Annotated in this window: 15 protein-coding genes; 12 read left to right on the top strand and 3 right to left on the bottom strand. The window is 53.7% G+C overall.

Annotated elements, in window-relative coordinates:
• Positions 1 to 80: 80 nt before the first annotated feature.
• The 3 genes from K6V98_RS00070 to K6V98_RS00060 form a co-directional block, all read right to left on the bottom strand.
• Entirely contained in the window at positions 81 to 1,199 is a 1,119-nt protein-coding gene (locus K6V98_RS00070; RefSeq protein ID WP_222198497.1) for a site-specific integrase, read from the bottom strand.
• 89 nt (positions 1,200 to 1,288) lie between these two features.
• Positions 1,289 to 2,005, bottom strand: a complete 717-nt coding sequence (locus K6V98_RS00065) for an SHOCT domain-containing protein (protein ID WP_222198496.1) — start codon at positions 2,003 to 2,005, stop codon at positions 1,289 to 1,291.
• A gap of 78 nt (positions 2,006 to 2,083) precedes the next feature.
• Positions 2,084 to 2,731, bottom strand: a complete 648-nt coding sequence (locus tag K6V98_RS00060) for a LexA family protein (RefSeq protein WP_222198495.1) — start codon at positions 2,729 to 2,731, stop codon at positions 2,084 to 2,086.
• 152 nt (positions 2,732 to 2,883) lie between these two features.
• Here K6V98_RS00060 and K6V98_RS00055 point away from each other — a divergent pair, with 152 nt between their 5' ends.
• From K6V98_RS00055 to K6V98_RS08590, 12 genes are all read left to right on the top strand, one after another.
• The gene (locus K6V98_RS00055; protein ID WP_222198494.1) at positions 2,884 to 3,105 is read left to right on the top strand and encodes a hypothetical protein; all 222 of its coding nucleotides are present in this window, start codon (positions 2,884 to 2,886) and stop codon (positions 3,103 to 3,105) included.
• A 235-nt stretch (positions 3,106 to 3,340) separates the two neighbouring features.
• Entirely contained in the window at positions 3,341 to 3,661 is a 321-nt protein-coding gene (locus K6V98_RS08600) for a helix-turn-helix domain-containing protein (RefSeq protein WP_306792627.1), read from the top strand.
• Between the two features lie 147 nt (positions 3,662 to 3,808).
• Positions 3,809 to 4,255: a helix-turn-helix domain-containing protein gene (locus tag K6V98_RS00045; protein WP_222198493.1), complete on the top strand. Its 447-nt coding sequence runs from the start codon at positions 3,809 to 3,811 to the stop codon at positions 4,253 to 4,255.
• Entirely contained in the window at positions 4,252 to 4,458 is a 207-nt protein-coding gene (locus K6V98_RS00040; protein ID WP_222198492.1) for a hypothetical protein, read from the top strand. The genes K6V98_RS00045 and K6V98_RS00040 overlap by 4 nt, the downstream gene beginning before the upstream one ends.
• The gene (locus K6V98_RS00035; RefSeq protein ID WP_222198491.1) at positions 4,455 to 4,652 is read left to right on the top strand and encodes a hypothetical protein; all 198 of its coding nucleotides are present in this window, start codon (positions 4,455 to 4,457) and stop codon (positions 4,650 to 4,652) included. Before K6V98_RS00040 ends, K6V98_RS00035 begins: the two co-directional genes overlap by 4 nt.
• A 186-nt stretch (positions 4,653 to 4,838) precedes the next feature.
• Positions 4,839 to 6,311 carry an ATP-binding protein gene (locus K6V98_RS00030; protein WP_222198490.1) on the top strand — a complete coding sequence of 491 codons (1,473 nt, stop codon included), beginning with the start codon at positions 4,839 to 4,841 and terminating at the stop codon, positions 6,309 to 6,311.
• Positions 6,311 to 7,468, top strand: a complete 1,158-nt coding sequence (locus K6V98_RS00025) for an ATP-binding protein (protein WP_222198489.1) — start codon at positions 6,311 to 6,313, stop codon at positions 7,466 to 7,468. Before K6V98_RS00030 ends, K6V98_RS00025 begins: the two co-directional genes overlap by 1 nt.
• A gap of 15 nt (positions 7,469 to 7,483) precedes the next feature.
• Positions 7,484 to 8,062: a DUF669 domain-containing protein gene (locus K6V98_RS00020; protein WP_222198488.1), complete on the top strand. Its 579-nt coding sequence runs from the start codon at positions 7,484 to 7,486 to the stop codon at positions 8,060 to 8,062.
• 1 nt (position 8,063) lies between these two features.
• Positions 8,064 to 9,671, top strand: coding sequence for a DEAD/DEAH box helicase (locus K6V98_RS00015; RefSeq protein ID WP_222198487.1), 1,608 nt, complete (start codon positions 8,064 to 8,066; stop codon positions 9,669 to 9,671).
• Positions 9,668 to 11,971 carry an AAA family ATPase gene (locus tag K6V98_RS00010; protein WP_222198486.1) on the top strand — a complete coding sequence of 768 codons (2,304 nt, stop codon included), beginning with the start codon at positions 9,668 to 9,670 and terminating at the stop codon, positions 11,969 to 11,971. The genes K6V98_RS00015 and K6V98_RS00010 overlap by 4 nt, the downstream gene beginning before the upstream one ends.
• 497 nt (positions 11,972 to 12,468) lie before the next feature.
• Positions 12,469 to 12,894 carry a RusA family crossover junction endodeoxyribonuclease gene (locus K6V98_RS00005; RefSeq protein WP_222198485.1) on the top strand — a complete coding sequence of 142 codons (426 nt, stop codon included), beginning with the start codon at positions 12,469 to 12,471 and terminating at the stop codon, positions 12,892 to 12,894.
• 493 nt (positions 12,895 to 13,387) lie between these two features.
• Complete coding sequence (locus tag K6V98_RS08590; RefSeq protein WP_306792626.1) at positions 13,388 to 13,519, top strand: hypothetical protein; 132 nt, start codon at positions 13,388 to 13,390, stop codon at positions 13,517 to 13,519.
• Positions 13,520 to 13,729 lie beyond the last annotated feature (210 nt).

The raw sequence follows: 13,729 nt of genomic DNA, 5'->3' as shown, positions 1-13,729 counted from the left end.
GCCGTATTTTCGTTAAATACCCATTCTACCTGCGGAAACATTTATAAATATCCCTAAATATCCCTTTAGGTACCTTAGTTTTACAAAGTTGATAGAGCTTCTGCTACGCGCGCTAAGAGTTGAACTGTCGATGGCCTGAGATAATGAGCACCCGTCACTCCGGGGAGCTGATGCCCCATGAGAAGCTCGAGCGTGTCGTAGTCGATGCCCCATTCCATCTGAGCGAACGTTCTCCAAGATGTCCGTAGGTTCGACCACGGAATACGATTCTTACCCCCGTACTTGATCCAAAAATTAAAAAATGCCGAGTGACTCATAGTGGCACCGTCTTCTTTTGGAGAGAGCCATTCGCTCCCTTGAACATATCCAGTTTCTGCTATCTCAAGCAGCCGTGTTCCGTAGGGCTCGGGGATGATGAGCTCGCGCATACTTTGAGAGGTCTTCAGGTCTCCATCTGCCGTTGGAGCATTTGTAAGTTTATCGATTCTGCGTCGAATGGGTACGATCGCAAACTCTATCCCAGAAGCCTCAGCTCTCCGCACCTCTTCACGCTTAACCGCAATGGACTCGCCAGCTCGCGCTGAGCCGAAACAAGAGAGGATGAAGGGAGCCTCAATGATTGTCCCGCGTAGTTGATAGAACATGTCGTTCGCCTCTGAGAGAGTGTAAATCCGCTTAGTTTTTGTTCGGCTGTTTTTTGTTGGCATGTCAAACTTAGTAAGTAGCTTGTTTACTGGAATAATTTCATATTTGACCGCCATATCTACAATTTTGCGCAATATCAAAATACAAATACTCGCCTGGTGAGCAGTAAGAGACGAGATCCATTCTTGGACGGCAAGAAGCTTAATTGAGTCAACCGGAGTGTTTTTCCATCGAGGAAGTACATGTTTGACGAGTTTACTCACGTAGAGATCGAGCGATCCGGCTTTTATCTCGCCTGCCTCAAAACGTTTGGTAAGCCAGGGGCGATACCACCGCTCACACACCTCTCCAACAGTGGGCATTGGGGCATCGTCTGCTAGGTTTACGTGGCGTTGGTCGAGCGCCAGGCAAGCATCGCGATAGCTGCCATATATCGTTTTACTCTTTCGCTTACGACCCTGATCGGTATTTTGCTGCCACCGGATTACGTATTTCTTACCGCGTTTTACCTCGGTGACACTGCCCCAGGCTCGTCTCATTGCTTTGCGTGGCATAATGTAGCCACCGCCTCTCTGTAGGTGGTTCTCGTGCTGCGCTTCCCCTTGCCGCCAAGCAAAAGTGGGGGAGCGCAGTTCTTTTCGGGCTATATCCCTAATATCTTGCGCTTTGCTATCTGAAACTCATCTTCATCAAGCATTCCGGAAGACTTAAGCGCAGCTAAGCGCTCAAGTTCATCTAAGAAAGATCCGCCGGAGTCTTCTGTTGGCGATGATCCAGGCAGAGCTTCTTCGGAACTCAGCTCTTTTACGGCGTTGTTGAGCATGGTTGCGAACTTGAACGCTTCGTTTGCATGCTTGTAATCGACCTCAAGCGCCCAGGCAAAGTCTTTTCCATCAATAACGAGATAGCGCTCACCCCCGGCGCGCTTTTTCAGGCCAAGGGCAAAGATACCGAAAAGTGCTACGCGCGTAAGCGTAACGCGCTCATGCAGCTGCTCTCCGGTCTCTACAGACGCCTGGACACCCTCAATGCTTTTGGTTTGTGTCTGCTGGTTTGCAAACTGAGTAAACGTAAGCTGGCCATCTTTTAGCTCGATCATTCCATTCTTGCCACGGATAGAGCCGACGTCAGCGCCATAAAACCCGACAGTGACGTTTCTGCCCTCAATTTTCATGATCACAGGCTTAAGACCATGGTCTGTGTCGAGAAAACGCGTATAGCGTGGCTGGATCTTCCCGACGGTCTCTCCGTTGCATTTTGCGATGTAGCCGCCGCGTACCTTCACGACCTCGAGTGGGCTTTCTGGCTGAAGCACCGCATCCTCATTAACCCATAGGTTGATCGTTGTTTTCAGCTGCATAAGTGCTCAACCCTTCCTAATCCGTCTCTTCTGCCGATTGAAACCACACGACAACGCCTTTAGCCAATACCTGCGGCTCTAAAACGACCAATCAAACGGGATGCAGTACCAAACAACGCGCCCGATAATCGTTATTTCGTCAGTTCCTTCAACGCCGTAGTCATATATCTTCGGGCGAAACGTCGGGTCGATTGAATCGGGAACCAACTCAAAGCCGTTTTCGAGTTTCCGCACACGTTTAATTGTCGCGTCGTACCCATTTACACATACAGCGTATGGCTCCATATCTCTATCTACGTCAACACATGGGTCAACGAGAACATATGAACCGTTGGGGATGACGCGGTTCATAGATTCACCGTTTACCTCAAGCAGGAAGGCGCGCGGGTAGGCGTTGAACACGGCATTGGGGATTGGGTGGTGGTCGTCCACCTCAATCATCTCAATTGGAGAACCTGCGGCAATTGACCCGTACAGTGGTACGTAGGTGAAGTTTTTGCTTTCATCTTCGTCTCGCTCTCGCAACTGGTTTTTAACGATCCATACAGGATCAAGACCAAGCTTTGCGACGATCGGCATTACAGTTGCAACTGATGCCCCGGAAAGCCCCTTGCGCAAAGCGGAATAGACGGTCTGGGCAGGCAACCCAATTTCCTGTGCGAACCTAGGTACGCTACCGAATTGGAAGTTAATCATATCTCTAATTTCATCCTCAACCCGACCCACCATGATCACCTGTTTCTCTACGTAACCAAATAATCGGAGCCTTTGTCTTAGCTACCATAATAATATTTTTCCTAAATTTCGTTGAAATCTTATTGAATCTCATATATGCTTGCGCTAGATTATGAGATCACATAAGGAGGTGATAAAGAATTATGGCATTACAGAACCTTAAAGCTGAGATGCGCCGTAAGGGAATTACACAAGCCGAAATTGCCGATTTTCTAGGAATGACTGAAAACAACTTCTGTTTGAAATGCAATGAGCGCATCCCTACGACGCTAGATGAAGCGCGAAAGATTCAGATGAAGTTTTTCCCAAGTATGCGGCTCGATTACCTCTTTGCTGGCGCACAAGTGCTTGAGTCGAGCGACTAACACCAGCTAACCAACTATACGTACCTTGAAAATCGCATAGAGCGTCGCTAACACCGACGGAAAAAGCGTTGATCTCTCGCGTGGTAAGGGATTCGTGCTTGAGCCAAAGGAAACGCGCACGAAAAACAGGCTCGCGGGGACGTGTACCCCGAAAACAAACACGGTATCGAGAAAAAAAGAAAGGCCACCACAGACGCAACGTTGGAGCCTTTCTCGACCAAAAAGGAGGTCACCTATGGATGTTACTACATTGTCGCGCCAAATTGCAGATGCAGTTGCTCGCGCGGTTGAAGAAGCACTCAAAAACGCTGATAGCGTACCCGCACCTGATGGAGGCGGCTTTGCAGCTGATGCTGTGCGCTATGGGCTGCCGCGAAAACCACTTTATAGCGTCACTGAGATCTCGCGTGTGCTTGGTATTAAGTACGCAACCTTAAACGCTGAGGTCAACGCTGGGCGACTGAAAAGCCATCTTCCGGCAGGACGCAGGCAGGGTCGACTCGTACGCCCTGAGTGGGTGGATGCTTGGATTGAGGCGGGTACCCATGGAAATTAAACCTGCAGTTCGCATTCTGATTGGTGTGCTTATCATTCCGTTTACATGGTTCATGGTCAACGCAATGCCGCAGTTTTGGAAAGCGTTGTATATCGCTGGGCTGTTTGTCCGCTCCTTTTTCGGTCTCTCATAAAAAGGAGGTGGGACATGAAAAGCGATGATTTGAAAAAGCTCCGTGCGGCATCAGGGCTTACGCAACGAGCAGCTGCGGCGGCTTGTGGTGTATCGACTGGAACATATACCAGCTACGAGCGCGGGGGAGCACGAATACCCGAGCCGTTTGCTAAACGAGCTGAGAAGGTACTCACCTCAGTACAAGCGGTTCCTGCGCCATCAGAAAAAGACCAACTCTTACTCGCGCTTGGTGAGGCTGTTTTGATTATGACGCCTGAGCAGCGAGAAGAGCTATACGAGCGCGCACCACGCCGGATTGCAGCTGATGCGGCGTCCAAAGCCGCCTGGGCGCGAATCAAAGGAACACTCGCTGATGCATTGATAGAGCGAGATCGTGAGCTCGCACGTGAGCGAGACCGGGCTGATCGCATGAAACGCGGCATTGCTCGGGCAATACATGACAAGGAGATATCAGAATGACTGAAAACCAGCCACTGATAATTGAATGCATGCTTGAGCAGATTCAATCTAAATCAGGCAAAACCACGCTTACGCTGAGCGTAAATCAGCCAAAGAACCAAATTGATGAGCTGCGAGAGATGCTCGATCTCACCGGTAAGGCCGTGCAGGTGAGTATCCGCTCAATCGTCGAAGAGCTGCCGTTGTTTGAGGGTAACGAATGAGTAGCTTACTTGGCTGGAAAGCCTACCGCGAACGTGGCCAATGGGTAGCTGTTCGCTACGCAGAGCTCGGTGGCTATAACACGACGGGTCCTGTGCGCATGCGCCATATCTTGGCAATACCGGCAGATGCCACAGCAGCTCAAGCAGAGCAAGAGATCGCGCGACTCATCATGCGCGGCAAGCTAAAAAGCTAGACACACAAACGCTTGACCACGAGAACTACCTATATAAGTGTTTAGCTCAAACGAGAACCATCTATATAAAACGAGAACCACTTTTGTAAAACGAGAACCGTTTTACGCAAAAAGAGAACCACTTTTCAAAACGAGCACCACGTACTGCTAGTTAATCACGCTAGCAAAACTCATGAAGGAGATGCTATGACTGAGATGGACGAGAACAAGTCCCCAGTAAAAATTGCAAGTCTGGAGTTAGAAAACGTTAAGCGAGTACGGGCGCTCAGCTTAGAGCCTGCACCAGATGGTCTCACTGTCATTGGTGGACGAAACGGGCAAGGAAAGACTTCCGTTTTAGACGCGATCGCTTACGCCTTAGGCGGGGAGCGCAAGCGCCCAGACAAGCCGACGCGAGAGGGGAGCGCCACGCCCGCCGCAATGCGCGTGGAGCTGACTAACGGCTTGGTCGTTGAGCGCTCAGGTAAAAACTGCTCACTTAAGGTTACTGACCCAGAGGGCAGACGCGCAGGACAGGCTCTCATCAATGGACTCATTGAAGAGCTGGCGCTGGACTTACCGAAGTTCATGGCAATGAGTGACCGCGAAAAGGCAGGAGAGCTGCTGCGCATCATTGGCGTGGGCGAAGAGCTAGAAGCACTCGACCGCGAGCTGAGCAAAAAGTCAGATATTCGCCTGGCGGTCGGTCAGCAAAAGCGAGCAAAGCGCAAAGTCGCAGAAGATGCGCCGTGGTTTGCTGATGCACCAGCAGAGCCGGTAAGTGCTACCGAACTCATCGCTGAGCAATCAGCCATCCTGGCACGCAATGGCGAGCGCCAGCGGCTCCGCGCAAAAGCAGACGAGCTGGCATCTGAGCTGATCTTGGCAGAGCAGCGGCTTGCAGCTACCGGTGAGCGCATCCGGGAGCTAACAGAGCGAGCAGCTACTGAGGCAGCAGAGGTGAAACGGCTGCAGACAGATGTTGCAGACGCGAAGAAGACCGCCGGAGAGATCCAGGAGGAGTCGACGGCTGAAGTTGAAGAGAAGCTCGCCGAGATCGACGCCATCAATGAGCGCGTGCGCGCCAATCAGCGCCGGGCACAGATGGAAGCTGACGCAGACGCACTGGATGAGGAGTATCGCGCCCTGGACGAAGAGGTAGCCGCGATTCGCGACCGACGTGCTGCTTTGCTTGAAGGCGCTGGCATGCCGCTACCTGGACTCACGGTAGAAGATGGCAAGCTCGTTTATAACGGGGCTGTTTGGGGAGATATGAGCGGCTCAGAGCAGCTGCGTGTCGCCACAGCTGTCGTGCGCGCACTTAAGCCGAGCTGCGGCTTTGTGCTGGTGGACGAGCTGGAAAAAATGGATCCGGCCACCCTGGCAGAGTTCGGCGCGTGGGCACAAGAGCAGGATTTACAGGTCATCGGCACCCGCGTGGCCACGGACGGCACCTGCACGGTCGTGATTGAAGACGGGCGCGTGGTTGGCGCAAATGTCATCCCCGCTCCTGGTACAGATATCCCTGAGGCTGCTTCAGCCCCTGAGGTTTCAGTACCTGAGGCTTTAGCGCCTGAGACTCCGCTTCCTGAGATTCCGGCAGTTCCAAAAGATTTGCTCGACGGCAGCTTCAATGCGCCCGCTGAGCCTGCCAAAACCTTCACGGAAGGGGTCTTCTAATGTTTCCAATTACGAGCGGGGCTATCACGCAAGCACAACGCGTCTTGATCTATGGACCTGAAGGAATCGGCAAAACAACGCTCGCTGCGCAGTTCCCTGGAGCGCTTTTTATCGACACCGAAGGCGGCTCAGGGCACCTAAACGTCCGGCGTCTGCCCACGCCTACATCCTGGACGATGCTCATGCAAGAGGTGAGCTGGATCCGCGATTTCCCAGAGGAGTGCGCGACACTCGTCATCGACACAGCTGACTGGGCAGAAAAGCTCTGCATTGAGCAGGTCTGCAAAAGCAAAGGCTGGTCAGGCATTGAAGATCCGGGTTATGGCAAGGGCTATACCTACGTTAAAGAAGAGTTCGGGCATCTCTTAAACCTCTTAAGTGAAGTGCGCGATCGCGGCGTAAATATCGTGCTGACCGCACATGCCACCATCTCTAAGTTCGAGCTACCCGATGAGATGGGAGCATATGATCGCTGGGAGCTGAAGCTCTTGCGCCGCCAGACCGCACCCATGGTCAAAGAGTGGGCAGACGCGGTACTTTTTGCCACATACAAAACAATCGTGGTAGATGCTGACGCAAACGGTAAGCGCAAAAAGGCTCAAGGTGGCAAGGTTCGTGTGCTGAGAACTACGCACGCGGCAACCTGGGATGCTAAAAACCGCTGGGGTCTATCTGATGAGGTTCCGATGGACTGGGCACAGATTGCCCCGCACATTCCACAAAAGCCCGCAGTTGTCGTCCAGGCTAAAAACGCGCATGCCGCAACTTCTGCTCCAGCGCAAACAAAGCCAGCGCCTGCAGCTCACGCTCCAACAGCGCAAAAGGCACCAGCGGCCACAAAAACTCGTAAGGCTGCTACTGCTTCTGCGGCCACCTCAGCTACGCCTGAGCACGTAACAAGCGCTTCAGCTACAAAAGCTGTACCAAAGCCGAAGCCTGCAGCTCAAACAGAGCCACAGTGGCTCGCACCAATTCGGGATCTCATGCGCTCAGATGGCATTGAAGAAGCGCTCCTCTTACAAGCGCTCGCGAAGAAGGGCTATATCACGCGTGATACGCCTTTCTCGGCGCTTCGTGAGGACTTCGCTGGATGGCTGACAAGCGTATGGCCACAGATCACGAGCTACATCGCTCAAGGCATGCCGGATACCAAATAATAGAAAGGCAATAACATGGTGGAAAACGACAACACTGCGCTCACATGGGACTCTGAGGTAGAGGGCAGTGCCCCGTCTTTTGATCCGCTCCCTGCTGGTGAGTACGATTTTCGCGTATCTAAGTTCGAGCGCGGCCAGTTCAACGGCTCGGCAAAGATGGCAGCTTGCCCGGTGGCCAAGCTCGAGCTTGAGGTCACAACGGGCGAGTATGTTGGTCGCAAGATCTTTGAGCGGCTCTTCTTAAATAAAAAAGTCATGTGGAAAATTGCGCAGTTCTTTACCTGTGTGGGCTTAAGACCTGCAGGCTCGGGCGATGAACCCTTTCGCCCTGACTGGTCATCGGTTCCTGGAGCATCGGGAAGGCTGTCGCTCAGCTTGCGATCCTGGACAGGAAACGACGGGTCTGAGCGACAAGGAAACGAAGTAAAGGCATTTCTTGAGCCAGACCAAGCAAACACGCAGCCAACGCCTAGCGTGCCCGCGCAAGGCGGCTGGACACCTCCTGCAGATACTGTCCAGGCACCGCCCGCCGTGCAAGCAACCATAGATGCCGCTGTTCGGGCAGCCCAGGCACCGGCACCGGGAGTGTTCTAACATGGAGCTGAGACCCTATCAAAGGGCGGCGGCTGATGCGGTCGAGGCTGAATGGGCTTCTGGCCGCCGCCGTACGCTTATCGTCTTGCCTACCGGCACCGGCAAGACTGTTGTATTTGCTGAAGTCATAAAGCGCGTGGTAGATACCGGTGGCCGCGCGCTCGTGCTTGCCCATCGCGGTGAGTTGCTCGAGCAAGCTGCCGATAAGATTCAAAAGACCACCGGACTTGCGGCGAGTGTAGAAAAGGCAGATCTTACCAGCGTAGGCACATTTGAGGCAGTAACTGTGGGGTCGGTGCAGACACTTTGCCGCCCCAAGCGCCTCGCTGCTCTTGGTGCGAATCGGTTCGATCTCATTGTGGTTGATGAGGCTCACCACGCCCTTACGCAGTCATATCGAGCGGTGCTTGATTACTTCTCTCATGCTCGCGTGCTAGGTGTCACGGCCACGCCCGATCGAGGAGACCGCCGTGACATGAGCGAGGTCTTTGACTCGCTTGCCTTTGAGTACACTTTGCCCACCGCAATTCGTGAGGGCTATCTTTGCCCTCTGGAGGCGCAAACGCTTCCGGTAAAAATTGATATGACCAGTGTGTCATCGCGCGCTGGAGATTATGCAGCAGAAGAGGTTGGCACAGCGCTTGACCCATATCTGCCAGAGATTGCGCGCATGATGATCGAGGCGGGATGCCGCGACAGAAAAACCGTTGTGTTTTTGCCGCTGATCGCCACTTCAAAGAAATTTCAGGCAATGCTTATCGCCGCAGGGCTTGACGCTCGTGAGGTGAACGGCCAAAGCCCTGATCGCGCAGAGATCCTCGCCGCCTATGATGCGGCAGGTAAAGGCACGGTGCTTTGCAATTCGATGCTTTTAACTGAGGGCTGGGATTGCCCGAGTGTGGACTGCGTCGTAGTTCTTCGTCCAACGAAAGTGCGAGCACTCTACGCTCAGATGGTCGGCCGTGGCACGCGACTCGCGCCTGGCAAAGAGAGCCTGCTTATCCTTGATTTCATTTGGCTCACAGAACGGCTGGATCTATGCCGACCGGCGCACCTTGTAGCACAAGACGCAGCGGTTGCCACGAGGATGACAGAGATTCTAGAGAAAGCTGGCGCGCCAGAAGATATTACTGAGGTTGAAGTGGTGGCACAAGAAGATGTCATCGCTCAGCGAGAAGAAGCGCTCGCTACCAAGCTTGCAGAGCAGCGCCGTAAAAAAGCCAAGCTCGTTGATCCTTTGCAGTTTGAGATGTCAATTGCTGCTGAAGATCTTTCCGGCTATATCCCCCAGTTTGCCTGGGAGATGGCTCCGGCAAGCGATCAGCAGATCAAAGCCCTCGAGTCTTACGGTGTCTTCGGTGAGCAGGAGTGCGCGGGCAAAGCGAGTCTTTTGCTTGACCGCTTGGCAAAGCGCCGCGCTGAGGGCTTGGCCACGCCTAAGCAGATTCGCTTGCTTGAGCGCTACGGCTTTAGGCGTGTGGGCACGTGGTCGTCCACAGGTGCCTCTTCGATGATTACCCGGATTGCGTCAAACGGCTGGCGGCTACCGCATGGAGTCTCTGCGGCAGAGTGGAAGCCTAAAGATATGGAAGGAGGGGATGAGTCGTGATTGATACGAACGAACACACCGATCTCATTGGCGCGCTTGGATGTATTGATCCGGCTACTCTTTCCTACGCCGAGTGGGTAGAGGTCGGCATGGCTTTGCACGCAGCAGAGCTTCCACTGGATGCCTGGGAGAGCTGGAGCGCTCGCGATGCTGCGCGCTACCATCCAGGCGAGTGCGCAAAGAAATGGTCAGGATTTAGCAGCACAAAGGCTGATCGCATAGGACCCGCAACGCTAGCTATGATGGCGCGAGCTCGCGGTTGGACACCGCCTTCTCGCTTGCCTGATGAAGCTATTAGCTGGGATTCTGAGATTACAGGAGCCTTGATTGACCCGAGCTGGACAGAGCCAGAAGAGATACTGCCTGCCGCTGGGGTCGATCCGGTGCGAGAAATTTCTGACTATATTTCAGCGCTTTTTGAAGAGGACGAATACGTAGGCTATGTCAGTGAAGCCTGGGAGCGAGAAGGCAGGTGGCTCCCGTCTAAGGGCACGTATGCGAGAACTGCAGGAGAAATCTTAAGAGCCTTAGACGCCTGTAAAGGCGACATCGGTGCCGCACTGGGAGATCTCAATCCGCAGGCGGGTGCCTGGATCCGATTTAACCCGCTTGATGGCGAGGGCGTGCGAAACACCAACGTTACTGAGTTTCGCTACGCACTGGTCGAGTCCGACGAGATCAGCCGCGAGATGCAGCTTGCGATTATCCGTGAGCTGAAGCTCCCGTGTGCCGCGATCGTGGACTCAGGCGGCAAGTCAATCCACGCGATCGTGAGGGTAGATGCTGCGGACTACGCGGAGTACAGAAAGCGCGTTGATCTGCTCTATGACATCTGCCGGAAAAACGGTCTCGCACCTGATGCTCAGAACAAAAACCCCTCACGCCTCTCACGTATGCCAGGAGTCCAGCGAAAAGACGCCTACCAGCGCCTCATTGCTACTGACTCGGGCATGGCCACGTGGACAGAGTGGTGGGACTGGATTCAAGAGATCTCTGATGATTTGCCAGAGCCTGAGAGCTTAGCTGCTGCGTGGGATAACCTACCTGAGCTGGCACCACCACTTATTGAAGGGGTGCTCCGCCAGGGACATAAAATGCTTTTAGCGGGTCCTTCTAAGGCAGGCAAGAGCTACGCCTTGATTGAGCTTTGCTGCGCGATTGCTGAGGGAAGAGACTGGCTTGGGTGGAAGTGCGCCCAGGGCGGTGTGCTCTACGTCAACCTAGAGCTTGACCCGGCAAGTGCGCTCCATCGCTTCCAGGACGTTTACAACGCGCTAGGCTGGGAGCCGAACAACATCGCTTCGATTGACGTCTGGAATTTGCGCGGGAGATCTGTGCCAATGGACAAATTAGCGCCGTCTTTGATCAGACGTGCTTTGAGACGCAGACCAGCCGCAGTTGTTATAGATCCTATCTATAAAGTCATTACTGGAGACGAGAATTCAGCCGACCAGATGGCCGCATTTTGTAATCAGTTCGACCGAATTGCTCAACAAGTCGGATGCGCGGTTATCTACTGCCACCACCACAGCAAAGGCATGCAGGGGCAGAAGCGCTCAATGGACAGAGCGTCTGGCTCAGGCGTATTTGCACGCGACCCAGACGCCCTGCTCGACATGACCGCGCTTGAAATGACCGATGCCTGCAGACAAGCTCACGATCTCGAGCGCACATGGTCGGTGTTGAAAACTCTTATGGATCACCACGTACCCGATTGGAGAAAAGCCGCACCGCTCGAAGCTCAATCAGGAGTCGTGCAGCTTTGTCGCTGGGCAGCAGACAGCTTGCCTCAAGACATCTACCAGGTGCTCAAAGATACAAGCGAACAGATCACTGCGAAATCACGTGGCTGGACTGCCTGGAGGATTGAGGGCACGCTTCGAGAGTTCCCACGATTTGAGCCTAAAGACCTCTGGTTCGAGCATCCAGCACATCGAGCAGACGCCACAGGAGCGCTCTCAGATCTTACGGTTGAAGGAGAAATGCCAACTCTGGCAGCTCGGCGCGCGAAAGGCACAGAGGCTGCTGTTAGCCAGGCAAAAAGGACGCAGCGCGAGAAGGTCTCAGCCATGAGGGAAGCGGTTGCGGCCTGTGCGGCGGACGGGGTAATTGCCACACGCGCAGAGGTCTTGAAGCGTATCAAAGCGGTGCAAGGACAGCCCGTCTCTAGGTCAATGCTTCAGAACTGGACGCGCTCCAGCGCGAGCTGGAGTCCATTCAGAGTGAGCGACGATGGTCGAGACGAGCTTGTCGAGATCGAGAATACGGCCATGGATTGGGATTCTGAGGTCGATGGGTAAAATGCATAAAATGAAAAACAGAAAGCGTTCTACCAGCGCTTCTAGAAAAACCAATGTATAGCCGAATGAACGAACCCCGCCCCCTTGTAGAGTCTAAAAAACTCAGGGACAACCCCTTGTTAAAAACCCCTTGTAAATCCTACTACTACGTAGTAGGGGTTACACCCCACAACCACCGGGGGTGGACTGTAGGCACGGTGTGCGCGCATAAGTCGCGCGCACACCTTTGCGCGCTGGATGCTGCAAGCCTACAGCCCACCCCGCAGTCGGTGACCCCTAACGGAAAGACAGAAGAAAAATGATCGAAATGCTACCTAGACAGGACACATTAGACGACCAGACCCATGATAGCCGAGAGACGTCGAATCAAGAAAACCTAGGTAAAGAGGCTACTGAGAAGATCTACTCACGCGGCTATTGCGGGAATTTCTGGATGGCTGGGAGGCTTCGAAGGTCGCAGCGATTCGAGATGGCTACTGGATTGAGGAGCAAGCGAAATGAGAAATACTCAGTCTGACCTGAGGCTTGGCTCTCTGGAGTTCTTCGCGCCTATGAGACGCCCGCCAACAGCTACCGGAGCAAACGGTAAGCGGGTCAACACGAAGACCGGAGCGATCTTTGACTCGGACGATCTGGCAGAGGCTAGAACAGCGATTGAGGCTGCTATCTCGCCTTTTGTGCCTAAAAAGCCCTTGCACGGAGCAATTGGGACAGAGATCAGGTGGTGCTACCCAACGCGGGGCAAACGCGCCCAGGGCGAGCCATACACGGCAAAGCCGGATGCGGATAACTCAGCAAAAGCCCTGATGGATGCCTTAGAGCGATTGGGTTTTATCGAAGACGACAAGCTCGTGGCTGAGCTTCACATCTTCCAGGCGTGGTCAGACCCGTCCGGTCTCTACGTGAGACTCTGGGAAATTTGAGCTATGTAAAAGCGCTTGGAATAGCCGTAAAACAAAACGAGATCGCGAATACAAGGCGTTTTAGATCAAAGCTTAGCAAGTATCCACATGACAAACTAGAAAGCCTAAAAAAAGCTCTAGAGAGCCTTAAAAAGAAAATAAGCTGTTGGAGATAGGAGAGAAGGGGGGTATAGCAAGGAGGAAAGCGCGGAGAAAGACGAGCGCGGGGGAAGCTCGATCAACTATGGAGTCTGACAGGCGGGAGTGTGGTCGTGAAATTTTTATGAGCAATAAAAAAAGATGTCACACGAATGTGACAAGAGATCCCTGGACAGATGAAGAGGAGCGCTATCTCATCAGCCACCGAGGCGATGGGGCTGACTTGATCGCGCACGCACTCGGGCGCTCAGCTACAGCTGTTAGGAAGCGAGCATCTCGTCTAGGTGTGTCTCTCAGAGTACGCGCTGGAGAACTCTGTCCATGTTGTGGGACGTATGAAGTGAGGGAGCGCACCGTGGCGGCTCGTCATGGGCTTTGCCCGGTGTGCTGGGAGCGCCGGAAAGCATCAGCGATGCGTGAGCGCAACGCATTTGAAGCGGCGCGGCGTGAGTATGAAGCGGCGAAAAAGAGGGTGTCTGATGTCTAGGTTATGCCAAGGATGCGGGAAGCTCGTCCGGTCGGGCGCATGTCCGGCCTGCGGAGCGGGCTCAGCATCCAGAAGAACTGCCAAACAAGAACGATCACGCGCAACTGAAAACCCCTGGCGTGCGTCGTATGCACGTGCGGCTTACCGCCGTGCTCGACAGATCGCACTTGCGCGAACAGAGGGGCGCTGCGCGGTAAGTGGGGAGGTTAT

It is taken from the genome of Collinsella ureilytica (assembly GCF_019795105.1).
Taxonomy (GTDB): Bacteria; Actinomycetota; Coriobacteriia; order Coriobacteriales; family Coriobacteriaceae; genus Collinsella; species Collinsella ureilytica.
This window is presented reverse-complemented; position numbering and strand designations above follow the sequence as displayed.

Coding starts and splice junctions, on each gene's coding strand:
- K6V98_RS00070 (WP_222198497.1), bottom strand. CDS start 1,199: ATGCCACGCAAAGCAATGAGACGAGCCTGGGGCAGTGTCACCGAGGTA.
- K6V98_RS00065 (WP_222198496.1), bottom strand. CDS start 2,005: ATGCAGCTGAAAACAACGATCAACCTATGGGTTAATGAGGATGCGGTG.
- K6V98_RS00055 (WP_222198494.1), top strand. CDS start 2,884: ATGGCATTACAGAACCTTAAAGCTGAGATGCGCCGTAAGGGAATTACA.
- K6V98_RS08600 (WP_306792627.1), top strand. CDS start 3,341: ATGGATGTTACTACATTGTCGCGCCAAATTGCAGATGCAGTTGCTCGC.
- K6V98_RS00045 (WP_222198493.1), top strand. CDS start 3,809: ATGAAAAGCGATGATTTGAAAAAGCTCCGTGCGGCATCAGGGCTTACG.
- K6V98_RS00040 (WP_222198492.1), top strand. CDS start 4,252: ATGACTGAAAACCAGCCACTGATAATTGAATGCATGCTTGAGCAGATT.
- K6V98_RS00035 (WP_222198491.1), top strand. CDS start 4,455: ATGAGTAGCTTACTTGGCTGGAAAGCCTACCGCGAACGTGGCCAATGG.
- K6V98_RS00030 (WP_222198490.1), top strand. CDS start 4,839: ATGACTGAGATGGACGAGAACAAGTCCCCAGTAAAAATTGCAAGTCTG.
- K6V98_RS00025 (WP_222198489.1), top strand. CDS start 6,311: ATGTTTCCAATTACGAGCGGGGCTATCACGCAAGCACAACGCGTCTTG.
- K6V98_RS00020 (WP_222198488.1), top strand. CDS start 7,484: ATGGTGGAAAACGACAACACTGCGCTCACATGGGACTCTGAGGTAGAG.
- K6V98_RS00015 (WP_222198487.1), top strand. CDS start 8,064: ATGGAGCTGAGACCCTATCAAAGGGCGGCGGCTGATGCGGTCGAGGCT.
- K6V98_RS00005 (WP_222198485.1), top strand. CDS start 12,469: ATGAGAAATACTCAGTCTGACCTGAGGCTTGGCTCTCTGGAGTTCTTC.